This window comes from Crossiella sp. SN42 (assembly GCF_023897065.1).
Taxonomy (GTDB): domain Bacteria; phylum Actinomycetota; class Actinomycetes; order Mycobacteriales; family Pseudonocardiaceae; genus Crossiella.
Genome location: NZ_JAMHIV010000024.1, coordinates 73872 through 99908, shown reverse-complemented (window position 1 = coordinate 99908; position 26037 = coordinate 73872). Strand labels below are relative to the sequence as shown.

Annotated in this window: 20 protein-coding genes; 9 read left to right on the top strand and 11 right to left on the bottom strand. The window is 71.5% G+C overall.

Features of this window, described 5'->3' with window-relative positions; all coding sequences use genetic code 11:
• Positions 1–68: 68 nt before the first annotated feature.
• The 3 genes from M8C13_RS27610 to M8C13_RS27600 all read left to right on the top strand — a co-directional run bounded on the left by M8C13_RS27610 (position 69) and on the right by M8C13_RS27600 (position 3727).
• Positions 69–1160, top strand: a complete 1092-nt coding sequence (locus tag M8C13_RS27610; RefSeq protein WP_252483627.1) for a VanZ family protein — start codon at positions 69–71, stop codon at positions 1158–1160.
• A gap of 73 nt (positions 1161–1233) precedes the next feature.
• Entirely contained in the window at positions 1234–2442 is a 1209-nt protein-coding gene (locus M8C13_RS27605; protein WP_252483626.1) for a VanZ family protein, read from the top strand.
• A complete protein-coding gene (locus M8C13_RS27600; protein WP_252483625.1) occupies positions 2396–3727 on the top strand; it encodes an amidohydrolase family protein in 1332 nt (443 codons plus the stop codon). The genes M8C13_RS27605 and M8C13_RS27600 overlap by 47 nt, the downstream gene beginning before the upstream one ends.
• On the opposite strand, the gene M8C13_RS27595 is transcribed toward M8C13_RS27600, so the two are convergent.
• On the bottom strand, positions 3717–4406 hold the full coding sequence (locus M8C13_RS27595) for an SDR family oxidoreductase (RefSeq protein WP_252483624.1): 690 nt from the start codon (positions 4404–4406) through the stop codon (positions 3717–3719). The genes M8C13_RS27600 and M8C13_RS27595 overlap by 11 nt on opposite strands.
• Positions 4407–4647: 241 nt before the next feature.
• Between M8C13_RS27595 and M8C13_RS27590 the strand changes: the two genes are divergently transcribed.
• Positions 4648–5949: an MFS transporter gene (locus M8C13_RS27590; RefSeq protein WP_252483623.1), complete on the top strand. Its 1302-nt coding sequence runs from the start codon at positions 4648–4650 to the stop codon at positions 5947–5949.
• A 4-nt stretch (positions 5950–5953) separates the two neighbouring features.
• On the opposite strand, the gene M8C13_RS27585 is transcribed toward M8C13_RS27590, so the two are convergent.
• The 4 genes from M8C13_RS27585 to M8C13_RS27570 form a co-directional block, all read right to left on the bottom strand.
• Entirely contained in the window at positions 5954–8071 is a 2118-nt protein-coding gene (locus M8C13_RS27585; protein WP_252483622.1) for a PhoX family phosphatase, read from the bottom strand.
• A gap of 194 nt (positions 8072–8265) precedes the next feature.
• On the bottom strand, positions 8266–9477 hold the full coding sequence (locus M8C13_RS27580) for an MFS transporter (protein WP_252483621.1): 1212 nt from the start codon (positions 9475–9477) through the stop codon (positions 8266–8268).
• A 1-nt stretch (position 9478) separates the two neighbouring features.
• Complete coding sequence (locus M8C13_RS27575) at positions 9479–9901, bottom strand: MarR family winged helix-turn-helix transcriptional regulator (protein WP_252483691.1); 423 nt, start codon at positions 9899–9901, stop codon at positions 9479–9481.
• A 281-nt stretch (positions 9902–10182) separates the two neighbouring features.
• Entirely contained in the window at positions 10183–12954 is a 2772-nt protein-coding gene (locus M8C13_RS27570; RefSeq protein ID WP_252483620.1) for an FAD-binding and (Fe-S)-binding domain-containing protein, read from the bottom strand.
• Positions 12955–12989: 35 nt separating this feature from the next.
• On the opposite strand from M8C13_RS27570, the gene M8C13_RS27565 reads away from it, so the two are divergent.
• Positions 12990–14015, top strand: a complete 1026-nt coding sequence (locus tag M8C13_RS27565; RefSeq protein ID WP_252483619.1) for a zinc-dependent alcohol dehydrogenase family protein — start codon at positions 12990–12992, stop codon at positions 14013–14015.
• Here M8C13_RS27565 and M8C13_RS27560 read toward each other — a convergent pair.
• Positions 14012–14473: a MarR family transcriptional regulator gene (locus M8C13_RS27560; protein WP_252483618.1), complete on the bottom strand. Its 462-nt coding sequence runs from the start codon at positions 14471–14473 to the stop codon at positions 14012–14014. The two genes, M8C13_RS27565 and M8C13_RS27560, sit on opposite strands and share 4 nt — an antisense overlap.
• A gap of 78 nt (positions 14474–14551) precedes the next feature.
• Here M8C13_RS27560 and M8C13_RS27555 point away from each other — a divergent pair, with 78 nt between their 5' ends.
• A complete protein-coding gene (locus M8C13_RS27555; protein WP_252483617.1) occupies positions 14552–15748 on the top strand; it encodes an NAD(P)/FAD-dependent oxidoreductase in 1197 nt (398 codons plus the stop codon).
• A 17-nt stretch (positions 15749–15765) separates the two neighbouring features.
• Here the strand turns inward: M8C13_RS27555 and M8C13_RS27550 are convergent, their stop codons facing one another.
• Entirely contained in the window at positions 15766–16851 is a 1086-nt protein-coding gene (locus tag M8C13_RS27550; RefSeq protein ID WP_252483616.1) for an inositol-3-phosphate synthase, read from the bottom strand.
• Between the two features lie 26 nt (positions 16852–16877).
• Positions 16878–17405, bottom strand: a complete 528-nt coding sequence (locus M8C13_RS27545) for a PadR family transcriptional regulator (RefSeq protein WP_252483615.1) — start codon at positions 17403–17405, stop codon at positions 16878–16880.
• A gap of 155 nt (positions 17406–17560) precedes the next feature.
• Between M8C13_RS27545 and M8C13_RS27540 the strand changes: the two genes are divergently transcribed.
• From M8C13_RS27540 to M8C13_RS27530, 3 genes are all read left to right on the top strand, one after another.
• On the top strand, positions 17561–17965 hold the full coding sequence (locus tag M8C13_RS27540) for a DUF5318 domain-containing protein (protein ID WP_252483614.1): 405 nt from the start codon (positions 17561–17563) through the stop codon (positions 17963–17965).
• 343 nt (positions 17966–18308) lie between these two features.
• Complete coding sequence (locus M8C13_RS27535) at positions 18309–20903, top strand: transglycosylase domain-containing protein (RefSeq protein ID WP_252483613.1); 2595 nt, start codon at positions 18309–18311, stop codon at positions 20901–20903.
• Between the two features lie 182 nt (positions 20904–21085).
• A complete protein-coding gene (locus tag M8C13_RS27530) occupies positions 21086–22624 on the top strand; it encodes a glycosyltransferase family 87 protein (protein WP_252483690.1) in 1539 nt (512 codons plus the stop codon).
• On the opposite strand, the gene M8C13_RS27525 is transcribed toward M8C13_RS27530, so the two are convergent.
• Genes M8C13_RS27525 through M8C13_RS27515 form a run of 3 tightly spaced genes read right to left on the bottom strand, consistent with a single transcriptional unit; the run spans position 22605 to position 25999 of the window.
• Positions 22605–23831, bottom strand: coding sequence for an SGNH/GDSL hydrolase family protein (locus tag M8C13_RS27525; protein ID WP_252483612.1), 1227 nt, complete (start codon positions 23829–23831; stop codon positions 22605–22607). The two genes, M8C13_RS27530 and M8C13_RS27525, sit on opposite strands and share 20 nt — an antisense overlap.
• 45 nt (positions 23832–23876) lie before the next feature.
• The gene (locus tag M8C13_RS27520) at positions 23877–25232 is read right to left on the bottom strand and encodes a glycosyltransferase family 87 protein (protein WP_252483611.1); all 1356 of its coding nucleotides are present in this window, start codon (positions 25230–25232) and stop codon (positions 23877–23879) included.
• A complete protein-coding gene (locus tag M8C13_RS27515; RefSeq protein WP_252483610.1) occupies positions 25229–25999 on the bottom strand; it encodes a deoxyribonuclease IV in 771 nt (256 codons plus the stop codon). The genes M8C13_RS27520 and M8C13_RS27515 overlap by 4 nt, the downstream gene beginning before the upstream one ends.
• Positions 26000–26037 lie beyond the last annotated feature (38 nt).

Sequence of the window (26037 nt, the reverse complement as noted above, 5' to 3'; positions counted from 1 at the left end):
CCTTCGGCCGAGCGGTCCTGACTGCGCGGTCGATGGGGTGGAGCGCGGTTTTCCCGAGCATTGATCTCGTGACCGCGACCTACCTCGGCTCCATCCGCGCCGGACTGCTGCTGTTCCTGGGCATCGGCCTCGTGCTGCTGCTGCCGGTGGCCGCGGTGCACTACCGCCGCTACGGCAGGCTGGACGCCCGGCGCGCGCTGGTGCTCTACAGCTTCCTGGCCTACGCCGCGGTCGCGCTCGCCCTGGTGTTCCTGCCGCTGCCGGACCCAATGAAGGTGTGCGCCGCAGTTCAGGACACCACCCAGCTGCGGCCGTTGCAGTTCCTCGCCGACACCCAGAGCGAGCTGGCCAAGCACGGCCGCTCCGGGCTCCTGGCCGGGCTGACCTCGAAGTCGGTGCTGTCCTTCGTGTTCAACATCGCGCTGTTCGCGCCGCTGGGCGTGTTCCTGCGCCGGGCCTTCGGCAAGAACCTGCGCACCACGGTGACCACCGGCTTCGCCGTCTCGCTGTTCATCGAGCTGACCCAGCTGACCGGCAACTGGGGCACCTTCCCCTGCTCCTACCGGCTCTTCGACGTCGACGACCTGCTGGGCAACACCACCGGCGCCCTGCTCGGCTTCGCGATCGCCCCGCTGGTGGTGCTGGTGCCCAGGCTGCTGCCCACTCCCGCGCTGCCGCTGGGTCCGGTCAGCGTGCCGCGCAAGGTGGCCGCGCTCGGCGTGGACCTGCTGCTGAGCGGGATGTTCTTCCTGACCACCGGCGGCTCCCTGTTCGCCGCGGCCATCCCGGTGCTGCTGACCAGGGTGTTCGTCCCGTGGCTGGCGCAGGGCTGGACGCCGGGCGGACGGCTGCTCGGCTACCGGGCCGGCCACGAGGACGGCTCCTGGCGCGGCCTGCTCCGGCTGGCCGGGCGGGAAGCCGGCACGCTGCCCGGCCTGGGCTGCTTCGTGCTGATCGCGCCGGTGCTGGCCGACGGGCTCTCCGGCGACCTGCGGGTGCTGCTCGCGCTGGGCCTGCTGGCCGGACTGGGCCTGGTGCTGGCCTTCCGCTCGGCGGAGGTCCCGGCCACCCGGCGGGAGCGGGCCGTGCCGGTGCAACGGCGGCCGGTCGCCCCGATCGAGCACCCTGAGGCCGATCGTCGCCTCACCCCTACTGGGTGAATCAGCCGTTTTGCCGAGGGCGGGTGGCCGATAGGTCGATCTGGATCTTCGCGCCGGGCCGCAGACTCTTCTCGTGCCCACCCTGTACGTGCAGAACATCCAGACCGGCTTGCTCTACTTCGTGATCGTCGGCTTCGCGCTGCTGATACCGGTGGTGGTCTTCCACTACGTGCGGTTCGGCCGGGTGGACCCGCGCCGGTCGTTCGTGCTGTACGCGGCGCTGATGTACGGCCTGGTGCTGCTGGCCCTGGTGTTCATGCCGTTCCCGCCGCTGGACAGCGTGTGCACCGGGCGGCAGAGCACCCAGTTCACGCCCTTCCAGTTCCTCGCCGACATCCAGACCGAGCTGGCCAAGCACGGCCAGTCCGGGTTCCTGGCCGGGCTGACCTCCAAGTCGATGCTGTCCTTCGTGTTCAACATCGCGCTGTTCGTGCCGCTGGGTGTGTTGCTGCGCAAGGTCTACGGGCTCCAGCGGCGCTGGGTGGTGGCCATCGGGTCCGTCGCCTCGCTGCTGATCGAGATCACCCAGCTGACCGGCAACTTCGGCATCTACCCGTGCCCGTACCGGCTCTTCGACGTGGACGACCTGGTGGCCAACACGCTGGGCGCCGCGCTCGGCGGGCTGATCGCGCCCGCCGCGCTGATCGTGCCGAAGCTGTTGCCGCCCAACGAGGTTCGCGCGCTGGCCGACTCCACCAGCCTGCCCCGCCAGATCGTCGGCTACGGCCTGGACATGATCGCGGTCGGCCTGATCGCCTTCGCCGCGCACACCTTCACCGGCTCGGAACCGGTCTTCCTGAGCTTCGCCTCCTACCTGCTGGTGCGGATCGTGCTGCCGCTGCTGGACCAGGGCTACACCCCGGGCGGGCGGCTGCTGAAGTTCAAGGTGCGCAAGGCGAACGGCAGTCCAGCCACGGTGGGCAGGCTGGTGCTGCGCGAGCTGTTCGGCCCGGCGGGCATGCTGGCGGTGCTGACCATGGCCGCGGTGGTGGTCGGCGCGGTGGTGATCCGGCTGCACGAGCGGTTCGACCTGGCCACCCGGCTGGGCATGCCGGAGCGGGAGATGCTGATCATGTTCGCGCTGATCGGACTGGCCGGGTTCACCCTGGTGCTGATGCTGCCGGTGTTCCGCCGGGACCAGCGGGCCTGGCACGACCAGCTGGCCGGGCTGCGCTGTGTGCTGGACCACCCGAAGCCCGCGCCACCGGCTCCCGGCGAGGTGGCAGGATCCGTGCATGCCCGAGTCGACTCGCCTGAAAGCTCCCGTAGTCCTGCCCTGTGACGCCGCCTGCTCGGTGCTGCGGGACGCCGTCGTCGACTTCGACGAGACCGGCCGGATCGTCCACTGTGGACCCAGCGCGGACGCGCCGCCGGCACCGGCCGGGGCGCGGGTCAGGGAGCTGACCGGCATCCTGCTGCCCGGCCTGGTGAACACGCACGCGCACACCCCGATGATGCCGCTGCGCGGCCTCGGCGGGGACCTGCCGCTGATGCGCTGGCTGGCCGAGGCGATCTGGCCTGCCGAGGGCCGGATGGTGGAGCGGGACTCCTACGACGGCATGCTGCTCGGCTCGGTGGAGATGCTGCGCGCCGGGGTGACCACCAGCGTGGAGATGTTCTTCCACGGCGAGCAGATGGCCCAGGCCGTGCTGGACACCGGCGGCCGGGTGCTGCTGACGCCGGGCATCATCAACGCGCCGGGGCTGGAGCGGCTGGGCAGCTGGCAGGAGCTGACCGGGCACACCACCCGGTGGATCGACGCCGACGGCCTGCGGTTCGGGCCGGGTGACCGGATCGAGCTGGGCTACGGCCCGCACTCGGCGTACACGCTGACCCCGGAGATCATCGCCGAGGTCGCCCAGCTGGCCCGCGACCGCGGCGCGCTGCTGCACATCCACGTGGCCGAGGGCCTGCAGGAGGACGTCGCGGTCCGCGCCGAGCACGGCTCGGTGCCCAAGCTGCTGGAGAAGATCGGCGCGCTGGGCGGCCGGGTGCTGGCCGCGCACGCGGTGCACCTCTCCGATGAGGACCTGGCCATCTTCACCCGGCACGACGTGGCCGTGGCGCACTGCCCCAACTCCAACGCCAAGCTCGCCTCCGGCACCGCCCGCCTGCTGGACATGCGCGCGCACGGCCTGCGCATCGGCCTGGGCACCGACGGCCCGGCCAGCAACGACGACCTGGACATCTGGGACGAGGCCCGCCTGGCCGTGCTGTTCGCCCGCCTGGACGCTGACGCCGCCGATGCCCTCACCGCCCCGCAGGCCCTGCTGATGGCGACCCGCGAGGGCGCGAACGCCGTCAACCGCACCGACATCGGCGCGCTGGAACCCGGCCGCTGGGCGGATGTGGTGCACGTGGACGTGGACAGCCCGGCCTTCCCGCGCGGCACCGACGCGCCGGACGTGCAGCTGCTGTCCAACCTGGTGTGGTCCTCGGCGGCGAACCAGGTGACCGATGTGTGGGTGGCCGGGGACCACGTGGTCAGCGGGCACGAGCCGACCAGGGTGGACCGCGGCAAGGCGCAGGCGGAGGTCCGGCGGATCGCGGAGCGGATCAGCGGCTAGCCGGGCGGATCACGATCTCGGTGAGGTGGGCGTCGGGACCGGCGTTGGCGGCCATGGCCACCGCGCCGGCCACCGACTCCGGGGTCAGGTAGGCATCGGGCTGGAACTCGCCGCCCTCGGCGGTGCGGATGCCGCGCTGCATGTCGGTGGCGGTGCGGCCGGGGTGCACCGAGGTCACCCGGATGCCGTTGGCCTCCTCTTCGGCGCGCAGCGCGTCGCCGAGGGCGCGCAGGGCGAACTTGCTGGCGGCGTAGGCGGCCCAGCCGGGGTTGGCGCGCAGGCCGGCGCCGGAGTTGATCAGGATGACGGTGCCGCGGGCGGTGCGCAGGGCGGGCAGCAGCAGGCGGGTGAGCTCGGCGACCGCGACCACGTTGATCTCGTAGGTCTCCCGCCAGACCTTGGCCGGGGTGTCCGCGATGGCGCCCAGCTCGGCCACGCCGGCGCTGTGCACCAGCAGGTCGAGGCGGTCGATCTCGGCGGTGGCCGCGGTCAGCGCCTCGGTGTCGGCCAGGTCGGCGGTCCACGGGATGGCGTTGCCCAGCTCGCCGGCCAGTGCGGACAGCGCGGTCTGGTCGCGGCCGCCCAGCAGCAGGTCGTGGGTGGGGGACAGGGCGTGGGCGATGGCCTTGCCGATGCCTCGGGAGGCGCCGGTGACCAGGGCGCGGGGGCGGGACGTCATGGCTCGACGCTAGCTCAGCGCGGGTTCGCCACGCGGATGGCGCGGCAGACCGGCACGGTGTTGTGCCGGGCCGCGTTGTCGAAGTAGTCCCGGCCGCCGGTGACCGGCTTGGCGGAGCTCGGCCCGCGCGGCCGCGTAGGACCGGGCCGCGGCGGGCGAGACGCATGCGCTCACCCAACCAGGCGGTTGTCAGGAACCTGTTCGGCTTGACGTGCGCGATCTTCTCGCTTAGGAACCCGGGATGGACACCGTCGCGATGCGGGACCGGGTCATGCGCAAGGTCACCTGGCGGTTGGTCCCGTTCCTGGGGTTGTTGTACTTCATCAACTACCTGGACCGGGTCAACATCGGGTTTGCCGGGCCGAACGGGCTGACCGCCGAGCTGGGCATGGACCAGAAGGCGTTCGGCTTCGCCTCCGGCATATTCTTCGTGGGGTACCTGCTGCTGGAGGTGCCCAGCAACCTGGCGCTGCACCGCTTCGGCGCGCGCCGCTGGATCGCCCGGATCATGATCAGCTGGGGCATCATCGCCACCGCGATGGCCTTCGTGCCGAACGCGACCACGCTGTCGGTGCTGCGGTTCCTGCTCGGTGTGGCCGAGGCCGGGTTCTTCCCCGGCATCATCCTCTACCTGACCTACTGGTTCCCGGCCTACCAGCGGGCCAAGGTGGTCGCGCAGTTCATGGCCGCGGTCGCGGTCTCCAGCGCGATCGGCGCCACCGTGTCCAGCCTGCTGATCAGCTACGGGGACGGCGTGTTCGGCCTGTCCGGCTGGCGGTTCATGTTCCTGGCCGAGGGGGTGCCGGCGATCCTGCTGGCCGGGGTGACCTGGTTCTTCCTCACCGACCGGCCCAGCGAGGCCAAGTGGCTGACCGAGGCGGAGCGGACCTGGCTGACCGAGGAGCTGGCCGCGGAGGAGAAGGCGACCGAGGCCAAGCACGGCTGGACCCTGCGCAAGGCGCTCACCTCGCCGCGGATCCTGGCGCTGGCGCTGGTCTACTTCGGCATCGTCTACGGGCTCTACGCGCTCGGCTTCTTCCTGCCCACCATCATCAAGGGCTTCGAGGCGCAGTTCGGCACCGCTTACACCGTGGTGGAGCGCGGGCTGATCAACGCGGTGCCGTACGCCATCGGCGCGGCGGTGATGATCTGGTGGGGGCGGCACGGCGACCGGACCGGCGAGCGCACCTGGCACGTGGCGCTGCCCGCGCTGCTGGGCGGGCTGGCCATCCCGATCGCGCTCTACCTGGGCAACCCGCTGGCGGCGATGATCGCGGTGACCGTGTGCGCCTGCGGCGTGCTGGCCGCGATGCCCACCTTCTGGGCGCTGCCGACCACGTTCCTCTCCGGCGCCGCGGCGGCCGGCGCGATCGGGCTGATCAACTCGCTGGGCAACCTGTCCGGGTTCGTCGCGCCCTACCTCACCGGCGCGCTGGCCGATGCCACCGGCAGCCAGCGGACCGGGTTGTGGCTGGTCGGCGGGGCGATGCTGATGTCAGCGGTGCTCGTGCTCGCCTTGCGGAGAGGCAACGAGCACCGCTGATCACTCAGCTGCCGATGCGGCCGCCGTCGTTCTTGTAGACCGCCACGACGGACGGCCGCGGCTGGCTGGTGCCGCCGTCCGGCCAGTGCGAGGCGGGCTTCTCGATGCTCGCCCCGTCCACCTCGCCCGGGTGCTGCACCGAGACCAGCACGAACCGCTCGCCGATGACCGGTCCGCAGGTCTCCGCGCCGATCGGCACGGTCAGGAACTGGCGGACGTGGCCGCGCTCCCTGCCCTCCAGCGGGGTGGCGAACAGGCCGTCGTTGGCGCCGAGGGCGTTGCCGTCGGTGGAGATCCACAGGTTGCCGTAGCCGTCGAAGGCCACGTTGTCCGGGCAGGAGATCGGGCTGACCTTGGTCTTGTCGTACCCGCCGAAGTAGGTGTCGGCGGCCTTCGGGTCGCCGCACACCAGCAGCAGGTTCCACTTGAACCGGGTCGCGGTGTTGTCGGAGAACCGCTCCTCGATCTCCAGCACCTGGCCGTTCTTGTTGCCCAGGCGCGGCGCGACCTCGGTGGCGCCTTCCTTGCCCGGCTTGCCGCGGTCGGTGTTGTTGGTCAGCGCGGCGTAGATCCGGCGGTTGCGCAGGTTCGGCTCGACGTCCTCGGGCCGGTCCATCTTGGTGGCGCCGACCTTGTCCGCGGCCAGCCGGGTGAAGACGTAGACCTCCTCGGCGGTGAAGCCGGGCACGAAGGACTTGTTGTTGTGCGCCAGCGGGATCCACTCGCCGGTGCCGTCGAACTGGCCGTCGCTGGGCAGCTTGCCGGAGCCGTCGATCTCCGCGGCCGGGCTGTCCCCGCTGAACTTGGCCACGTAGAGCGTGCCGGAGTCCAGCAGCCGCTTGTTGTGCTCGCGGGCGCGCTTGCTGTGCCCGTGCTTGATCCGGCCGTCGGTGACGAACTTGTACATGTAGTCGAAGCGCTCGTCATCGCCCATGTAGGCGACCACGCGGCCGTCCCGGGCCACGATCACGTTGGCGCCCTCGTGCTTGAACCGGCCGAGCGCGGTGTGCTTGACCGGCGGCTGGTCCGGCTCGAACGGGTCGATCTCCACGATGTAGCCGAACCGGTTGGCCTCGTTGGGCTCCTGCGCCAGGTCGAAACGCTTGTCGAAGCGCTCCCACTTGCGGGTGCTGGTGCCCTTGGGGAAGCCGTAGCGGGCCAGTCGCGCGCTGGTGACCGGGTCGGTGACCTTGTCCGCGTTGGCGAAGTACTGGTTGACGTTCTCCTCGCCGGAGAGGATGGTGCCCCACGGGGTGAGCCCGCCCGCGCAGTTGTTCTGCGTGCCCAGCACCACGGTGCCGGTCGGGTCGGCCGAGGTCTTGAGGTACTGCGAACCGGCTGCCGGGCCGCGCACCTCGAACGGCGTGGTCAGCGTGATCCGGCGGTTGTACCGCTTGTCCACCTTGGCTTCCAGCTTGCCGGTGCGCCGGTTGCGCTCCACCAGCACCACGGACTGGCCGTGCGCGGCCCAGGCGGTCTCCACCTGCTCGCGGGTCGGGTTGTCCTTGTTCCAGCCGCGGAACATGAACTCCTCGGTGGTGTACTCGTGGTTGCTGACCATGAGCCACTTGTCATCGCAGCCGGGGATCGGCACCAGGCCGCAGTAGTCGTTGTTGAAGCCGAACTGCATGGCCTGGGCGGCCGCGGTCTGCTTCTCGAAGTCCCACTTGGGCGCGCCGGGCAGCACCGGGTCGCCCCAGCGGATCAGCACCTCGTGCGTGTAGCCCTTGGGCACGGTGACCTTGTCGTCCCGGTTGGGCGCGACCGGCTCGAAGTTCACCCCCGCGGTGCGGCGGCCGCCACCGAAGCCGAGCTCCAGGTCCACGTCCACCGGACCGGCGTTCAGGTCCAGCTTGACGTCGGCGGCCGCGGTGCCGGCCAGCGTGCTGGCGCCCGCGCCCGCGATGGCCAGCACGGCGCCGGCCCGCAGCATGCCCCGCCGGGACATCGCCTTGCGAGCCATGTCGCCGAAGTACTCATTGCCCGAGTTGTTGGGCTCCTCGTGCGCACACGCGTTGCCACACCGGTACTCGCAGGTCAGCGCCGAACGGCCCAACGGGTGGTTGGGCAGCAGCGGCAGCAGGCGGTGACCCTGCTCTCCTTGAGACACACGTACCTCCACGACGTCAGTCTGGGAACGGCGTGACCGTAGGTCCGTCAAGCGAGCCGGGGAAGACCTGAAAGTGAACAGAACACAAACAGACACGCTCCGTTGTCAGCTTGCAACCTGGCTAGCGGGCATAACGGTGAAATAAGTCATGCGGACCATCACCGTGAGTGATTCACCGGCCATGGTCCGCACACTGTGAACAGCTACTAGAGTTCCTCACCCACGATGGCCGCTTCGACCGGAACCTCCTTGGTGTCCGGTTCGTCCGCGCCCAGCGCGAGCAGGCCACCGGCCAGCAGGCAGAGCAGCGCGCCGACCAGGAACGGGGCGTGCGTCCAGCCGAACCACTCGGCCAGGTGCCCGACCAGGGTGGCCGCGGCCGCGCCGCCCAGCCAGCGCAGGAAGTTGTAGCCGCCGCTGGCCACCGCGCGCGGGGCCGGGCTGATGCTCATCGCGGCGCCGGTGAACAGCGTGTTCAGCAGGCCGGAGACGACACCGCTGAGGATCACCGCGACCACCAGCACCGGCTTGTCCGGCACCAGCATCAGCGCCAGCAGCGCCGCGTTGGCCAGCACCGCGAGCACGGTGGCGCGGCGCTCGCCGAGCCGGGCGGCCAGCCTCGGCGCGAGCAGCACGCCGGCCACCGCCACGCACAGGCCCCAGGCGAAGAAGACCAGGCCGACCTGGACCGCGGAGAACTGGAGCACAAACGGCGCCCAGGCCAGCACGGTGAAGAACCCGGCGGTGTAGAGCGCGGACCCGACCGAGGTGCGCAGCAGGCCGCGGTGCCGCAGCGCGCGCAGCGGGTCGAGCAGCCGGACCGGTTCGCGCTTGGCGTGCGCGTCGCCGGGCAGCAGCGCGGCGGCGAGCACCAGCGCGATCGCCATCAGCACCGCGGTGCCGGCGAACGGGCCGCGCCAGGACAGCGAGCCCAGCGCCGCGCCGAGCAGCGGCCCGGTGGACAGCCCGATGCCCAAAGCCGCCTCGTACAACAGGATCGCGCCCTGCTGGCCGCCGGAGGCCGCGCCCACGATCACCGACAGCGCGGTGGCGATGAAGAAGGCGTTGCCCAGTCCCCAGACCGCGCGCAGGCTGACCAGCTCGGTGATCGAGGAGGCCAGCGCGCAGGCCAGGGTGGCCGCCACGATCAGCGCCAGCCCGCCGACCAGGGTGCGCTTGGCGCCGAAGCGGGCCGCGCAGGCCCCGGTGAACAGCATCGCCACCACCTGCACGCCGAGGTAGGAGGAGAACAGCAGGGTCACCTGGGACGGGGTGGCCTGCAAGGCGGTGGCAATGGACAGCAGGATCGGATCGACCAGCCCGATGCCCATGAACGCGATCACCGCGGCGAAGGCGGTGATCCACACCGTTCGGGGCTGCCCCTTCAAGGCATCGAGCAGCCTTACCTCAGAACTCATCTCAGTTGACCTCCAGCAAGCGCCACAGTGCGGGCAGGGCGGCGGCGATGGCGGCGCGGTCGGTCTCACCCAGCTCGGCCAGCCGGGCGCTGAGGAACTCCTCGCGCGCCCGCACCAGCTCCTCGATCAGCCGGGTGCCCTGCTCGGTCGCCTCGGCCAGCACGGCCCTGCGGTCCACCGGATCCGGCGCGCGGCGGGCGTAGCCCAGCCGTTCCAGGCGGGCGACCACGTCGGTCATCGACGGCATCCGCACGCCCTCCCGCTCGGCCAGCGCACTCATCCGCTGCGGCCCGTCGGTGACCAGGGTGGCCAGCACGGAGGCCTGGGTGAGCGTCAGCTGGTGCTGCGGGGTCTCCCGGCGCACCACGTAGTAGAGCCGGAAAACCAGCGGGCGAAGCTCCCGCGCCAGGTAGTCGATCTTCATTGCACCGGTGGACACTTAGCCAGTCTAACAAGTTTGCTTAGACACCCTAAGTAAGTCCGGTCACAATCACAGGCACGCTGGTCGCCGGGCTGGTGCTCGGCGGTGGCGTGGTGGCGAGCGCGAGCGGGCGGCAGCCCGGCAAGCAGGAGCGGTTCTGGTCCCCACGCTGTCCAACCGGGTGCGCACGGATCGGGCCGGGATCGTGAACTACTTCAACCACTTCCTGGAGAATGCGCGCTACACCTTCGTGTAAGAGAAGCGGAACGGGCGCTGGGTGATCATCAACCACCACTCCTCGAAGATGCCGGAGGGCTGAGCGCCTTCCGCAGCAGGCCGGCCAGGTGCACCGCGGTGGCCTCGGTGCCCTGCGCCGCCTGCGTGCGACAGGAGAACCCGTCGGCCAGCACCAGCGTGCCGGCCGGCGCGGCCCTGATCTTCGGGTACAGCTGGCGTTCCGCGCAGGCCTGCGCGACCTCCCAGTGACCGGGCTCGAAGCCGAAGTTCCCGGCCAGGCCGCAGCAGCCCGCGTCCACCTGGTCGACCTCGACGCCCAGCCGGGCCAGCACCTCCCGCTCGGCCGCGTCGCCGAAGGTGGCCTGCTGGTGGCAGTGCGGCTGCCGGACCGCCTTGGCGTCCAACCGCTCGAACGGCCAGTCACCCTGGTGCGCCGCGACCAGTTCGGCCAGCGTGCGCACCCGGTCGCGCAGGCCCGCTGCCTCGGGCACCAGCTCGGCGGCGTCCTCCCGCAGCAGCACCGTGCAGGACGGTTCCAGCCCGATGACCAGCTGATCGCCCGTCAGCGCGCGGACCGAGCGGCGCAGCACCCGGCGGGCGATGTCCAGCTGCCCGGTGGAGTGCCAGGTCAGGCCGCAGCAGACCGGGCCGCGCGGCAGCTCGACCCGGTAGCCCAGCGCCTCCAGCACCTCCACCGCGGCGATGCCGATCTCCGGGTTCAGGAAGTTGGTGAAGGTGTCCGGCCACAGCAGCACCGGTGTGCCGGTCCCCCGCGCCCCGCCGCGGCGACGCCACCAGGAGCGGAAACTGGTGCGGGCGAAGGAGACCGGGTCCCGGCGGGGCTCCAGCCCAGCCAGCCGCAGCGCGGTCCGGTTGCCGGTGAGCGCGTTGGCCAGTCGCGGCGCGGGGCGGGCCAGCCGGGCCAGCAGCGGCAGCCAGCCGAGCGAGTAGTGCGCGCGGGGCCGCAGCTTCCGGCGGTAGTGGCGGTGCAGGAACTCGGCCTTGTAGGTGGCCATGTCCACCTGCACCGGACAGTCGTGCTTGCACGCCTTGCAGGACAGGCACAGGTCAAGCGCCTCACGCACGGCGGTGGCGTCCGGGTCGAGCAGCTCGCCGCGCAGCATCTCCCCGAGCACCCTGGCCCGGCCCCTGGTGGAGTGCACCTCGTCCCTGGTGACCTGGAAGGACGGGCACATCGGGCCGCTGGCCTGGCGGCAGCTGCCCACGCCGACGCAGCGGCGCACCGCGGCGGCGAAGGAGCCGCGGTCGGCGTGCAGGGCGTGCACCACGGGCAGCTCGATCCGGTCGTGGCCCGGCCGCAGGTCGGCGTCGAGTGGTTGTGGCGCAACAAGAACGCCGGGGTTGAGCAGGCCGTCCGGGTCGAAGGCCGCCTTGAACCCGGCGAAGGCGCGCAGCACCGCGGGCGAGTAGGTGCGGGCCAGCAGTTCGGAGCGGGCCCGGCCGTCGCCGTGCTCGCCGGAGCTGGTGCCGCCGTGCGCCACCACCAGGTCCGCGGCCGCCTCGATGAACGCGCGGTAGCGGGAAACCCCTTGCGCGCTCAGCAGGTCCCAGTCGCAGCGCAGGTGCAGGCAACCCTCGCCGAAGTGCCCGTAGGCGATGCCGCGGTAACCGTGATCGGCCAGCAGCGCGTGCAGCTCGCGCAGGTAGCCGCCGAGGCGTTCCGGCGGCACCGCGGAGTCCTCCCAGCCGGGCCAGGCCTCGTCACCGTCGGCCATCCTGGTCGCGATGCCCGCGCCGTCCTTGCGGATCCGCCACAGCGCGGCGGCCCGCGCCCGGTCGGTGACCACCAGCGCGCTGGCCTCGACCAGCCCGGCCAGCTCCCGCGCCGCCGCCTCCCCGGCGACCTCGCAGTACAGCCAGGCCCGGCCGGGCGGAAGTTCCCGCGCGGCAACGCTTCCCGGCCCGCTGCCGAGCGCGGCGATCAGCGCGTCGTCCATGCCCTCCACGGTCAGCGCGCCCGCCGCGGCCAGCACCGGGGCCTGGTCCGCCGCGGTGTAGACATCGGGAAAACCCAGCACCAGCAACACCGTGGTCGCGGGCACCGGGGTGAGCGCGACGGTGGCCGAGGTGACCAGCGCGCAGGTGCCCTCCGAGCCGACCAGCGCTCGCGCCAGGTGGAAACCCTTCTCCGGCAACAACTCCGCCAGGTTGTACCCGGAGACCTGCCTGCGGAACCGGCCCAGCTCCCGCCGCAGCTCGGCCAAGTGCTTGTCCCGCAACGAGATCAGCCGCCGGTCCAGTTCCGCGTCCCCACTGCCGCCCGGCCCCGCGCTCAGCGTGCGGCCGTCGGCGAGCAGCAGGTCCAGCCGGTGCACCACCTCGGCGGTGGTGCCCCAGGCCACCGAATGCGGCCCGCAGGCGTTGTTGCCGATCATCCCGCCGAGCGTGCAGCGGGACTGGGTGGACGGGTCCGGCCCGAAGGTCAGTCCATGCGCCGCGGCCTGGCGACGCAGCTCGTCCAGCACCACCCCTGGCTGCACGGTCGCGGTGCGCGCCTCGGGATCGATGGCCAGCACCCGGTTGAGGTGCCGGGAGAAGTCGACCACCAGACCGGGCCCGATCGCGTTGCCCGCCACCGAGGTCCCGCCACCCCGGCCGGTGACCGGCACCCCGTGCTCGCGCGCGATGGCCAGCGCCGCGCCCAGCTCGTCCAGGTCCCGCGGTTCCAGCACGGCCAAGGGCAGCACCCGGTAGATCGAGGCGTCCGAGCCGTAAGCGGCCTGGGTCTGCGCATCCAGCCTGGCCGCACCCGGCAGTTCGGCCCGCAACCGCCGCCCGAACTCCTCGCCCTCGCGCACGCCCACATTGTGCAGAGCCGGGTTAGGTTTCGCTCATGCGCGCGGTGGTCTACAACTCCTTCGGCGGCCCGGTCACCGTCGAACAGCTGCCCGATCCGGCCCCCGGCCCGGCCGACGCGGTGATCGAGGTGGCGGCCACCGGCCTGTGCCGCAGCGACTGGCACGGCTGGATGGGCCACGACGCGGACATCACGGTCTTCCCGCACGTGCCCGGCCACGAGCTGGCCGGAGTCGTGCGCGAGGTCGGCGCGGAGGTGCGCCGGTTCCACCCAGGCGACCGGGTCACCGTGCCCTTCATCAACGCCTGCGGCAGCTGCCCGTCCTGCCAGGCCGGTGACCAGCAGGTCTGCCCCGCGCAGAGTCAGCCCGGCTTCACCCACTGGGGCTCCTACGCCGAAGTGGTGCGCATCCGGCACGCCGAGACGAACCTGATCCCGCTGCCCGAGACCATGGCCTACCAGACCGCCGCCGCGCTGGGCTGCCGCTTCGCCACCTCCTTCCGCGCGGTCCGCGACATCGCCCGCACCCGGGCGGGCGAGTGGGTCGCGGTGCACGGCTGCGGCGGCGTCGGCCTGTCCGCGGTGATGATCGCCGCCGCCGCCGGCGCCCAGGTGATCGCCATCGACATCAACGACGAAGCCCTGTCCCTGGCCACCCAGCTCGGCGCCACCGCCACCGTCAACGGCGGCGACACCGCCGAGGCGGTCCGCGAGCTCACCGGCGGCGGCGCGCACGTCTCCCTGGACGCCCTCGGCCACCCCGCCACCGCCGCCGCCTCGATCAACAGCCTGCGCCGCCGCGGCAGGCACGTCCAGGTCGGCCTGCTCCCCGGCGGCCCCACCCCCCTGCCGATGGGCCGGGTGATCGCGCACGAGCTGGCGGTCCTGGGCAGCCACGGCATGGCCGCCCACGCCTACCCCGAGCTGATGGCCCTGGTCAGCGGCGGCAAGCTGCGGCCGGACCGGCTGATCACCCGCACCATCGGGCTGACGGAGGCGGCGCGGGCCCTGCCACAGCTGCACACCAGCCCGTCGGCGGGCATGACCATGATCGAGCCCTAGCGCTCGGTCAGCTCGGCCGTCGCTTCCCGCATGAGGGCCGCGTTCTGCTCCAGGAACCCGGCGAGCAGGTCGAGCTCGGCGTCGGTGTAGCGCTCCACCAGCGCGCCGAGGCGGCGGAAGAACCCCTCGAACTGCGCGTCCACGCCCTGGAGCAGGCCCTCGTCCAGGGCGACCAGGACTCGGCGGCCGTCGGTGGTGTCGCGGTTGCGGTGCACGTAGCCGCGTTTGGCCAGGCGGTCGATCGCGCTGGTGATGGAGGCGGGGGCCAGGCCGGAGTGCTGGGACAGCTCGCCGGCGCTGAGTGGGCCGTGGGTTTCCAGCAGGCCGAGCAGCTTCCAGTCGGTGACGCTGATGTCCAGGCGGGCGCTGAGCGCGCTGTGGAACATGACGGCGGCGTCGCTGGTCCGCCGACCGGCGTTGGCCAGCCGGGCCACCAGCTCGTCGCGGTGCGTTGACACGGGTCCTCCCTGGCCGGATATTATTTCGTTCGATCGAAGGAAATATCTTCCGGAGTCATCTTACGTGGGGGCAGAGCGATGCGAGTGATCATCATCGGCGCGGGGGTCGGCGGGCCGACCTTGGCCGCCGCGCTGGGCAAGGTCGGGCTGGACGCCGAGGTCTACGAGGCGCACGGCGGACCGGGGATCGGCATCGGCGCCTACCTCGGGCTGGCCCCCAACGGGCTGTCCGTGCTGCGCACCCTCGGTCTGCTCGAGGCGGTGCGCGCGACGCCCGGGGCGCACGTCAGCCACCGGACCGAGTTCCTGGACGGCGCGGGCCGGCGGCTCGGCCTGCTCGACGACGGCTCCGCGGCGCTGGAGCCGGAGCTGCACAGCCTCGGCGTGCGGCGCGGCGAGCTCCAGGCCGCGCTCGCGGCGGGCGTGCGGGTCCAGTACGGCAAGCGGCTGGTCGGCTACACCGCGCACGCCGCCGGGGTGGTGGCCGAGTTCGCCGACGGCAGCACCGCCGAAGGTGACCTGCTCATCGGCGCGGACGGGCTGCACTCCCCGGTCCGCCGGATCATGGACCCCGGCGCGCCCGCGCCCCGCTACTCCGGCCTGCTCGGCCTCGGCGGCTGGACCACCGGGCTGCCGGTCCGGCCCACCCCCGCGGCCACCGGCCGGATGGTGTTCGGCAGGCGGGGCTTCTTCCTCTACGGCGCCGCGCCGGACGGCGACGTCTACTGGGGCGTCAACTTCCCGCACCCGGAGCTCAGCCGCGCGGAGATCGCCGCGCGCGGCCCCGCGTACTGGCGGCAGCACCTCATCGAGCGGTTCGCCGGTCAACTGCCGGACGCGACCACGATCCTGGCCGGCAGCGAGTCCCGCTGGTTCCAGCCCTTCGGCCTCTACGACCTGGCGAACCTGCCGCACTGGACCAGCGGCCGGGTCGGCCTGATCGGCGACGCGGCGCACGCGGTGCCGAACTCCAGCGGGCAGGGCGCGGCGATGGCCATCGAGGACGCGATCACCCTGGCCCAGTGCCTGCGCGACCTGCCGGAGCCCGGGCCCGCGCTGCGCCGGTTCGAGCAGCTGCGCAGGCCCAGGGTGGAGAAGATCATCGCCGAGGGGCAGCGGCGCGGCGGGCTGAAGACCCTGACCAACCCGGTCGCGGTCGCGCTGCGGGACCTGGCGCTGCGCGTGGTGCTCCGGCGCCTGTCCCGGACCAGCGGCCACTCGTGGATCTTCGACCACCGGATCGACTTCGCCGAACCGGTCGGGGGCCGCGGCTGACCACGGCCCCCGTCCGCTCAGTCCTCGCCGCGGATGAACCGCTCGACCTTCTCCCTGGCCGCGGAGTCGTCGTACTGCTCCGGCGGGGACTTCATGAAGTAGGAGGAGGCGGAGAGCACCGGGCCGCCGATACCGCGGTCCAGCGCGATCTTGGCCGCGCGCACCGCGTCGATGATCACGCCCGCGGAGTTGGGCGAGTCCCAGACCTCCAGCTTGTACTCCAGGTTCAGCGGCACGTCGCCGAAGGCGCGGCCCTCCAGCCGGACGTAGGCCCACTTGCGGTCGTCCAGCCAGGCCACGTAGTCCGACGGGCCGATGTGCACGTTGCGGGCGCCGAGGTCGTGCTCGACCTGGGAGGTGACCGCCTGGGTCTTGGAGACCTTCTTGGACTCCAGGCGGTCCCGCTCCAGCATGTTCATGAAGTCCATGTTGCCGCCCACGTTGAGCTGCATGGTGCGGTCCAGGATCACGCCCCGGTCCTCGAACAGCTTGGCCAGCACCCGGTGCGTGATGGTCGCGCCGACCTGGGACTTGATGTCATCGCCCACGATCGGCACGCCAGCGGCGCGGAACTTCTCCGCCCACACCGGGTCGCTGGCGATGAACACCGGCAGCGCGTTGACGAAGGCCACCCGCGCGTCGATGGCGGCCTGGGCGTAGAAGCGGTCCGCCGCCTCCGAGCCCACCGGCAGGTAGGAGACCAGCACGTCGGCCTCGGCCTCGCGTAAGGCCCGCGCCACGTCCACCGGCTGCTCGTCGGACTCCTGGATGGTCTCCCGGTAGTAGTGGCCCAGCCCGTCCAGGGTGTGCCCGCGCTGCACCGGCACGCCCAGCGGCGGCACGTCGCAGATCTTGATGGTGTTGTTCTCGCTGGCCAGGATCGCCTCGGACAGGTCGGCGCCGACCTTCTTGGCGTCCACGTCGAAGGCGGCCACGAACTCGATGTCGCGCACGTGGTAGTCGCCGAACTGCACGTGCATCAGGCCGGGCACCCGGCTGCCGGGGTCGGCGTCGCGGTAGTACTGCACGCCCTGCACCAGCGAGGCGGCGCAGTTCCCGACGCCGACGATGGCCACCCGCACCTTGCGGCGGTCTCCGGACATGGCCGGGTCCTCCTTCACAGTCATCCTCATGGCTGGCGGTGTTCCGCCTCGATCAGCTCGTCCAGCCACCGCACCTCGCGGTCGGCGCCGTCCAGGCCGAGCCGCTGCAACTGCCGGGTGTAGTGGTCGACGTGCTCGCAGGAGCGGTCCAGCGTGGACTGGATCCGTTCCCGCCGTTCCGCCACACAGCGCCGCCTGCCCTCCAGGATCCGCAGCCGCGTCGCCGGCGGCGTGCGGGAGAAGAAGGCCAGGCGGACGCCGAAGCAGTCGTCCTCCCAGTGCTGCGGCTGCACCTCGGCGAGCAGGCAGGCGAAGTGCTCCCGGCCGGCCGCGCTGAGCCCGTAGACCCGCCGCGCCCGGCCCCCGGTGGCCGCCGCGCCCCCGCCGTCCTCGGCGATCAGCCCGGCGTCCTGCAACCGGCGCAGGGTGGGGTAGAGCGAGCCGAAGGAGAAGGCAGGCCGGTGCCCACAGAGCAGGCAGCCCAGCTGTTTTCGCAGCTCGTAGCCGTGCATGGGGGCCCGGTGCAGGATGCCGAGGATCGCCAGCTCCAGCATCTGGCACCTCCTCCTGGCTCGGCTGACAAACAGGCGGACTATATCGGGCCGATACATCGAAGCCACCAGCTTCGGGGCGTGAGATGGACAACGCCCCGGCAGCACTGCCCTGAACGGCTCACCGGGACCTTGTGCCAGCCACGTAGTCTGATGGGGTGCGAACCCAGCGGCAGGTGGTGGACTACGCGTTGCAGCGCCGTGCGCTGCTCGCGGAGGTCTACGCCGGCCGTTCTGGGGTCATGGAGGTGTGCGACGCCAGTCCATACCTGCTCCGCGCGGCGAAGTTCCACGGCGAACCCAGCACGGTGACCTGTCCTGTGTGCCGCAAGGAACCCCTGACGCTGGTGTCCTGGGTGTACGGCGACGAGCTCAAGCACGCTGCGGGTTCGGCCCGCACAGCTGAAGAACTCGCGCGCATGGCAACCCTTTTTGTGGAGTTCAGCGTTTACGTAGTCGAGGTGTGCCGCACCTGCAGCTGGAACCACCTGGTGCAGTCATACGTCCTCGGGACGGGTGGCCTGCGCAGCGGCAGCTCCCAAAGGAAGACCGCCGCGGAGTGATCCAGCTCATGTCGCTGGTACGTACTGACGAACGACCGCCAAACGACGTCGCACCGTGCGACGGCGGTGGAAGGGCCTTTTCGTGAACGAGCGCGACGACCGACGGCGTGACGGCCGACCGGGTGGACCCGAGGAGACCGGTGAGCACACCGGTCAGTGGGTGCCCAACTGGGACGAAGACGACACTCCGCCACCGGGCCCCCGCCAGGGCCCGCCGCCGGGTGGGCCACACGGCCCGCCGCCCGGCGGCCCGCGCCCCCCGATGCCGCCCCAGGGCGGCAGGCCCATGCCCCCCGGCGGTCCCGGCACCCCGCCCCGCGGCGGGCCGATGCCACCCCCCGGCATGCCCATGGGTCCCGGCGGCCCGAACACCCCGCCCCGCGGCGCACCGATGGGCCACGGCGGTCCGAACACGCCCCCCGGCGGCGCGCCCATGCCGCCCGGCCAGCGCCCCCCGTTCAACGGCGGCCCCGGCGGCCCCGGCCCGAACGGCGGCTTCGGCGGCCCGCCCCGCCAGCAGCACCCGTCGGACATGCCCACCGACATGCTCCCCCCGGTCGACGACGGCTACCCGCGTGAGCCAGAGCTGCTCACCCACCGCGAACCCCTGCCGGGCGACCCGGACTACGACGACACCCACGTCGTCCAAGCCGACGAGCTGGACCCGGAGGAGGAACGGAAACTGCGCAAGAAGAAGATCTGGCGCCGGGTCCGCCGCACCGGCTACGTGCTGGCCGCCATCGGCATCATCGCCCCGGTGCTGGCCTTCGTGATCGCCTACCAGTTCGTCACGGTGAAGACGCCCGAAGAGGTCTTCGCCGACGTCAAGCAGGTCGTCACGATCAACTACGCGGACGGCAGCGAGCTCGGCAAGATCGTGCCGCAGGGCGGTGAGCGGGTCCAGCTGAAGTTCCAGGAGATCCCGCAGGTCATCAGAGACGCGGTGCTCTCGACCGAGGACAAGAACTTCTACGAGAACCCGGGCTTCGACCCGATCGGCATCCTGCGCGCGGTGTTCAACAACCTCACCGGCGGCACCGGCGGCGGCTCCGGCATCACCCAGCAGTACATCAAGATCTCCACCGGTGACGACGAGCGGTCGCTGACCCGCAAGTTCACCGAGCTGGTCAAGGCCGCCAAGATGAACACCCAGTACGAGAAGGACGACATCCTCACCAACTACCTCAACGTGATCGCCTTCGGCCGCGGCGCCGACGGCATCGAGGCGGCGGCCAAGGCGTACTTCAACAAGAGCGCCAAGGAGATCAACCGCCCTGAGGAAGCCGCCCTGCTGGCCGCGGTCATCCAGCGCCCGTACGAGTGGGACCCGGCGATCAACCGGGAGAAGTCGGTCAAGCGCTGGAACGACGTGCTCGACAAGATGGTCGAGAACGGCAAGATCCAGAAGGCCGCCCGGGACCAGATGCAGTTCCCCGAGGACGGCGACAAGCCCGGCCAGCTGCGCGACCGGCAGGACGCGATCAGGGCCAAGGGCGGCCTGCAGGGCACGAAGGCGCTGATCCAGCAGCAGGTCGAGGCCGAACTGGACCGCAACAAGATCAGCGCGGCGGCGATCCGCAAGAACGGCTACACGATCACCACCACGATCGACAAGAAGGCCCAGGAGGCCGCAGAGGCCGCCGTGCAGAAGGTGGTCTTCGCCAAGGGCCAGCCGGAGAACCTGCGCTCGGCCCTGGTCGCCACCGACCCGAAGACCGGCGGCATCCTGGCCTACTACGGCAGCAAGGACGGCAAGGGCTTCGACTACGCCAAGGCCTCCCAGCCGCCGGGCTCCTCGTTCAAGGCCTTCGTGGTCGCGGCGGCGCTGGAGAAGGAGATCGGCCTCGGCTCGACCTTCGACAGCAGCTCGCCGCGGACCTTCTCCGCCAGCAAGGGCTCGCCCGGCTACACCGTGACCAACGCCAGCCGCGGCGGATACCCGTGCACCATGTGCTCGATCCGGGAGATGACGCAGTACTCGGTCAACACCGCCTTCGTCGACCTCGCCCTGAAGGTGGGCACAAAATCGGTGGCCAACGCCGCGATCGAGGCCGGGATTCCGTCTGAGATCAACGACAAGCCGACCCTCGGCCTCGGCAGCGGCGCCTCCCCGATGGCGGGTATCGCGCTGGGCAGCTACGAAGTACGGACCATGGACATGTCCGCGGCCTACGCGACCTTCGCCAACGACGGCATGAAGATCGAACAGCACTTCGTGGCCAAGGTGACCGACTCCGCGGGCAACGTGAAGTACCAGTTCGACAAGGCCGCCAAGCCCGCCTTCGACCAGTCGAACAGCCAGCGCAACACCGACATCGCGCGCAACGTGACCGAGGCGCTCAAGCCGGTGGCCAAGTACTCCACCGTGCCGCTCGACAACGACCGGCCCTCGGCCGCCAAGACCGGCACTCACCAGTACGAGAAGGAGAAGGGCAGCCCGCACAACTCCCGTGCCTGGATGGTGGGCTACACCCCGTCGATCTCCACCGCGGTCTGGGTGGGCACCGACAAGAACGAGATCCTCAAGGGCAAGTGGAACGCCGGCAAGCTGCAGTCCACGCCGAAGGACATGTACGGCAAGGACGAGCCGGGCTGGGTGTGGAAGGAGTTCATGGACGCCTACCTCAACGGCACCAAGGTCGAACCCTTCCCCGCCGCCAAGCCGATCGGCCAGTTCGAGGCGCCGGCGACCACCACCAGCGCCGCCTCGACCAGCTCCACCCCCACGAGCTCCTCGGCCCCGCCCACCAGCAGCAGCAGCGAGCAGCCGACCAGCTCCAAGCAGACCACCAGCAACCCGAACCCCACCTGCGGGGTCTGGCCGTGGCCGAGCTGCAAGCCGACCACCACGCCGACCAGGCCGTCCAGGACCAGCGGGGAGGACCCACCCGGCGGTGACCCAGGCCGCGGCCGGGGCGGCGGCAACGGCGGAGGATGACCCGGGGCGGGGAGGTGCTGGTCGCACCCCCCGCCTTCCTGTTCCGGCTTGATCGCACCGGCTCACCCAGGCCCCCCGGCCGAACCCGTAGCATCCGCGAGGTGTCCCATGCATCGGAGCAGCCCGAGCCGCAGGCCACCGTCGGCGACTGGAGCGAAGCGCCGCCCGCGCCGCCCAAGCGGATCGCGGACACCGAGTCGCTGACCCCGCGCGAGCGTGAGGTGGCCACCTGGTCGGAGCCGTTGGCGCGGCAGGCCAGCAGGCCGGTTGGCGGGATGCTGGGGCGGCACGCGGTGATCGGGCGGCACTGGTTCTGGACGCCGTTGCGGGTTGTGCTGCTGCTGGCCACGCTGACCCTGGCGCTGGCGTACACGGCCAAGGCGCCGTGTGTGCAGGAGTACGTGGACGACCAGGGGGTCACCCAGCTGGACTGGCGGGACTCCCGGCAGTACGTGGCGATGTGCTACTCCGACACCGTTCCGCTCTACACCGCCGAGCGGCTGGACAAGGGGCTGTTCCCGTACAAGACCTCCTGGGTGGAGGACAACGGGCAGGTGCGCTACATGGAGTACCCGGTGATCTCCGGGTTGTTCCAGTGGTTCAACGCCCAGCTCGCGCACGGCTGGGTGGCCATCGCCAACAGCGGCTGGCTGCCCAGTGCCATGGCGGTGATCGTCTACTTCAACTTCAGCTCGCTGTGGCTGGCGCTGGCCTGGCTGGTCACCATCTGGGCCACCTTCAAGCTCACCGGGCGGCGGCCGTGGGACACCGCCATCGCCGCGGTCTCGCTGCTGGTGGTGGTGCACGCCTTCACCAACTTCGACACCCTGGCCACCGGCTTCGCCGCGGTGGCGCTGCTGGCCTGGGCGCGCAACCGGCCGGGGCTGGCCGGGGTGCTGCTGGGGCTGGGCGCGGCGGCGAAGCTGTACCCGCTGTTCTTCCTCGGGCCGCTGCTCGTGCTGTGCCTGAGATCGGGGCGGATGGGGCACTGGTGGCGGACCACCTGGACCGCGGCGCTGGCCTGGGGCGCGGTGAACGCGCCGATCTTCTACCTCTACCCGGACGGCTGGCGGGAGTTCTTCCGGCTCAACTCCGAGCGCGGGGTGGACCCGGACAGCCTCTACAACGTCGTGCAGTACTTCACCGGCTGGAGCGGCTTCGACGGCCCGCTGCCGGCAGGCGCCACCCCGACCGTGCTGAACACGGTCACCGCGGTGCTGTTCCTGCTGTGCTGCGCGGGCATCGGCTGGGTGGCGCTGTCCGCGCCGCGGCGGCCGAGGGTGGCGCAGCTGGCCTTCCTGGTGGTGGCGGCGTTCCTGCTGACCAACAAGGTGTGGAGCCCGCAGTACTCGCTGTGGCTGGTGCCGCTGGCCGTGCTCGCGCTGCCCCGCTGGCGGCTGCTGCTGGCCTGGATGGCGGTGGACGCGCTGGTGTGGGCGCCCCGGATGTACTTCTACCTCGGCCCGGACAACAAGGGCCTGCCGCAGGACTGGTTCCTGGGCGCGGTGGTCATCAGGGACATCTTCGTGGTCCTGCTCTGCGTGCTGATGCTGCGCGAGATCTACCGGCCCGCGCTGGACCGGGTGCGTGCCTTCGGCGTGGACGATCCGGCTGGCGGTCCGCTGGACGGCGCGCCGGATGCGTTTGTGCTCGGGCCTGCCCGCACCGCGAAGAGGCGGCGCGAGCAGGCCGAGGCCGCGGCTACAGCGATGACAGGTTGATCGCGTTCGCCATCGCCTTGAACCCGGCGTCGCCGGGGTGCAGGTGGTCGCCCTGGTCGTACTCGGGCTTGATCCGCTGCGGGTCCTGCGGGTCCCGGATGGTGGCGTCGAAGTCGATCAGGCCGTCGTAGTCGGTGTTGTTGCGGATGTAGCGGTTGACCGCCTGCCGGGTGGCCTCCAGCTGCTCGCTGTAGGAGCGCCAGCCCTTGAACGGGGTGATGGTCGCGCCGAGCACCCGCAGCCCCCGGTCCTTGGCCCGCTGCGCGATCTGCTTGAGCGCGGCGATGATCCGGTTCGGGTCGGTCTGGTGCGGGGTCTGCTGGATGTCGTTGATGCCCTCGAACACGATCACCGTGCGGGCGCCGGTGGCGGTCAGCACGTCCCGGTCCAGCCTGGCCAGCGCGTTCACCCCGGAGCTGCCGCCGTCCAGCAGCAGCCGGTTGCCGCTGATCCCGGCGTTGAGCACGCCCAGCCGCAGGTGCGCGGGACCGGCCTTCATCCGATCCGCGAGCTGGTCCGGCCAGCGCAGGTTGGCGCCCCAGGTGGAGTTCGCGCCGTCGGTGATCGAGTCGCCGAGGGCCACCACGCTGCCGCGCACGCCCGGCGCGCGCACGTCCACGCCGGAGACGTAGTGCCACTGCCGGGTCTGCTCGGTGAACGCCGACCCCGACTCCGCGGCGGCGTGGTTGCCGTTGCGGGTGAAGTAGGAGTTCTGCATGGTCAGCGAGTGGTAGGTGACCGGGCCGGAGGGGTCCGGGGTGAAGGTGGTGACCAGCAGGTTGGCATCCGGCGGCACGGTCAGCGCGACCGGGTCGCTGAGCACGTCGGCGAACGGCGGCGCGGTGATCTCCCGCTCGCCGCCGAAGGTCAGCGTGCGCATGGTGCCGGGCACCGCGTTCGGGGTGTCCGCTCCGGCCGCCAGCGCGACCGTGACCTGCCCGAACAGCACCGGCGCGCGGCCGAAGGCATTGGACAGCCGGACCCGGACCTGGGAGCCGCCGATGCTGGTGTGCACGATGTTGCGGATCGAGTAGTTGGGGTAGCCGGACTCGGTGTTGGGCAACGCGGCCGAGGGTGCGGCCGCCCAGGTGCCGACCCAGTTGCCCGGTGGCGCGGGGGCCTGCTGCTCACCGACGGCCTGGCCGCCCGAGGACAGCAACGCGACCACACCCAGCGCGACCAGCCAGCGCTTACCGTTCGACACCATCCGCGAGCCTCCTAGAGTCACCTGGACGGGACTCATCCGACCTAATCAGCGGCCTGGGAGCGTGACCATCCGCCGATCCGCCGATTCCGGCTCGAAGGTGACTCGGCTGCCCGGCAGCACCAGGAACAGGCCGAGCAGCAGCGCGAGCTTGCCCCAGACCCCGATCATCACCGCCTGCGCGGGCAGGCTGTCGTAGATCGACATGGGCAGCTGGAACTCGATCGCGTGGTACCAGAGGAACACGCCGGTGCCCAGCGCCAGGTCGGCCACGGTGTAGGCCAGCACCCAGCCCCAGCGCACCGCCAGCAGCACGAAGAAGGGCAGCAGCCACAGCGTGTACTGCGGCGAGTGCACCTTGTGCAGCAACAGGAACCCGCACAGCATCGCGCCGGAGACGCCGACCCACGGGTACTCGCCGGTGCCGGTCCAGCGCAGCCAGCCGACCAGGCAGGCCAGCAGGAAGGCCAGGCAGATCAGGGTCGGCGAGAGCCAGCTGACCAGCTGCTGGAAGTCGGTGTTGGCCGGGTCGGAGGCCGGCCGGAAGGCCCAGAACCAGATCGAGTTGGTGGTGATGTCGACCTTGCGCTCCTGCTGGAAGACGAAGGAGGCCCGCCAGCCCTCATAACCCAGCACCGCGAACGGCAGGTTCACCAGCGCCACGGTGACCGCGGTGGCGGCCAGCACCCGGAGCGCGCCGGCGATGTCCCAGCGCCGGCCCCTCGGCAGCCAGCGGCCGTCCGGCCCGCCGGTGAGCACGTACAGCGCCAGCGGCAGTGCGAAGAAACCCGGGTACAGCTTCAGCGCCGCGCCGAGGCCGAGCAGCACCCCGGCCACCATGGCCCGCTCCACCAGCGGCCTGCTCGCGCCCTCCCGGCCCCAGCCCCGGTGCACCGCGTACACCGCGCCGACCGCGCAGGCCACCGCGGGCAGGTCCCAGTTGTGGAAGGCGTGCAGCACCAGGCCGGGCGCCAGCGCCCAGATCAGCGCGCGCCAGCCGGAGAGCCTGCCCAGCAGCCAGGCGATGAGCAGGCCGAAGGGGGCCAGCAGCAGGCTGGAGTAGAAGAGGAAGTCGGCGTCGTTGCTGGCGAATACCGCCCCTGCCCAGATCAGCAGGCCGGTGAGCACCGGGTACTCCACCGAGCCGCCGGTCAGCTGGCCCTGCTCGTCCAGGCCGCCGCCCAGGTAGGGGAAGACGTGCCGGTCCACGTCCCGGCCCAGCCACAGGTGCTGCACGTCGGAGTAGCAGAGCTCGCCGTGCCGGTTGGCGTACTCCGGCGCGCTGCGGCCCCACTGGTCGAACTCAGGGCCGGCGCAGCGCGCCTTGTTCGCGTAGCCACCGAGCAGCAGCAGTCCGCACAGCAGGACCAGCGCGACGAGCGCGGTCCTGCCGAAGCGGGTCACGCGGGTAGCTGGGCACGCAGGTAGGCGATGTCGCCGGCCTGCCCGTCGCCTGGTGTCTCCACTACCACCGGCGCCTGCGCGGTGTTGACCACCGCGGCCAGCACGGCCGGGTCGATGGTGCCGGTGCCGATGTTGGCGTGCCGGTCCCGCGCGGAGCCGAACTCGTCCCTGGAGTTGTTCAGGTGCACCAGGTCGATCCGCCCGGTGATCCCCTTGACCCGCTCCACGATGCCGACCAGGTCCTCACCGGCGGCGTGCGCGTGGCAGGTGTCCAGGCAGAAGCCCGCGCCGAACTCGCCGACCGCGTCCCAGAGCCTGGCCAGCATGTCGAACTTGCGGGCCATCGCGTTGTCGCCGCCCGCGGTGTTCTCGATCAGCACCGGCACCGCGAACCCGCCTGCCTCGGCCTGCCGCTCGAACAGCTTGCGCCAGTTCGCGATGCCGTCGGCCGGGTCGTCGCCCTTGGTCACGTGCCCGCCGTGCACCACCAGGCCGAGCGCGCCGGAAGCCTTGGCCGCCTCGGCCTGCTGCACCACCGACTTGCGCGAGGGGATGCGGATCCGGTTGTTCAGCGACGCCACGTTGATCACGTACGGCGAGTGCACGAAGACCGAGATCCCGGCCTCCCGCAGGGCCTCGGCCTGCGGGTGCGGCTTGGGTGACTCCCAGCTCTGCGGGTTGGACAGGAAGAACTGGACGACCTCGGCGCCGCGGTCCTGCGCCGAGCCGAGCGGATTGTCGTCGGCGACGTGTGCCCCGATGCGCATGCCGAGAGCGTAGTGGGCGCCCCTGACGGCCACGCCCC

Excerpts from the sequence above, each read along its gene's own strand:
- M8C13_RS27555 (WP_252483617.1), top strand. The coding sequence starts at position 14,552 with ATGCGAGTGATCATCATCGGCGCGGGGGTCGGCGGGCCGACCTTGGCC.
- M8C13_RS27545 (WP_252483615.1), bottom strand. The coding sequence starts at position 17,405 with ATGCTGGAGCTGGCGATCCTCGGCATCCTGCACCGGGCCCCCATGCAC.
- M8C13_RS27590 (WP_252483623.1), top strand. The coding sequence starts at position 4,648 with ATGGACACCGTCGCGATGCGGGACCGGGTCATGCGCAAGGTCACCTGG.
- M8C13_RS27580 (WP_252483621.1), bottom strand. The coding sequence starts at position 9,477 with ATGAGTTCTGAGGTAAGGCTGCTCGATGCCTTGAAGGGGCAGCCCCGA.
- M8C13_RS27575 (WP_252483691.1), bottom strand. The coding sequence starts at position 9,901 with ATGAAGATCGACTACCTGGCGCGGGAGCTTCGCCCGCTGGTTTTCCGG.
- M8C13_RS27515 (WP_252483610.1), bottom strand. The coding sequence starts at position 25,999 with ATGCGCATCGGGGCACACGTCGCCGACGACAATCCGCTCGGCTCGGCG.
- M8C13_RS27595 (WP_252483624.1), bottom strand. The coding sequence starts at position 4,406 with ATGACGTCCCGCCCCCGCGCCCTGGTCACCGGCGCCTCCCGAGGCATC.
- M8C13_RS27535 (WP_252483613.1), top strand. The coding sequence starts at position 18,309 with ATGCCCATGGGTCCCGGCGGCCCGAACACCCCGCCCCGCGGCGCACCG.
- M8C13_RS27525 (WP_252483612.1), bottom strand. The coding sequence starts at position 23,831 with ATGGTGTCGAACGGTAAGCGCTGGCTGGTCGCGCTGGGTGTGGTCGCG.
- M8C13_RS27600 (WP_252483625.1), top strand. The coding sequence starts at position 2,396 with ATGCCCGAGTCGACTCGCCTGAAAGCTCCCGTAGTCCTGCCCTGTGAC.
- M8C13_RS27565 (WP_252483619.1), top strand. The coding sequence starts at position 12,990 with ATGCGCGCGGTGGTCTACAACTCCTTCGGCGGCCCGGTCACCGTCGAA.
- M8C13_RS27550 (WP_252483616.1), bottom strand. The coding sequence starts at position 16,851 with ATGTCCGGAGACCGCCGCAAGGTGCGGGTGGCCATCGTCGGCGTCGGG.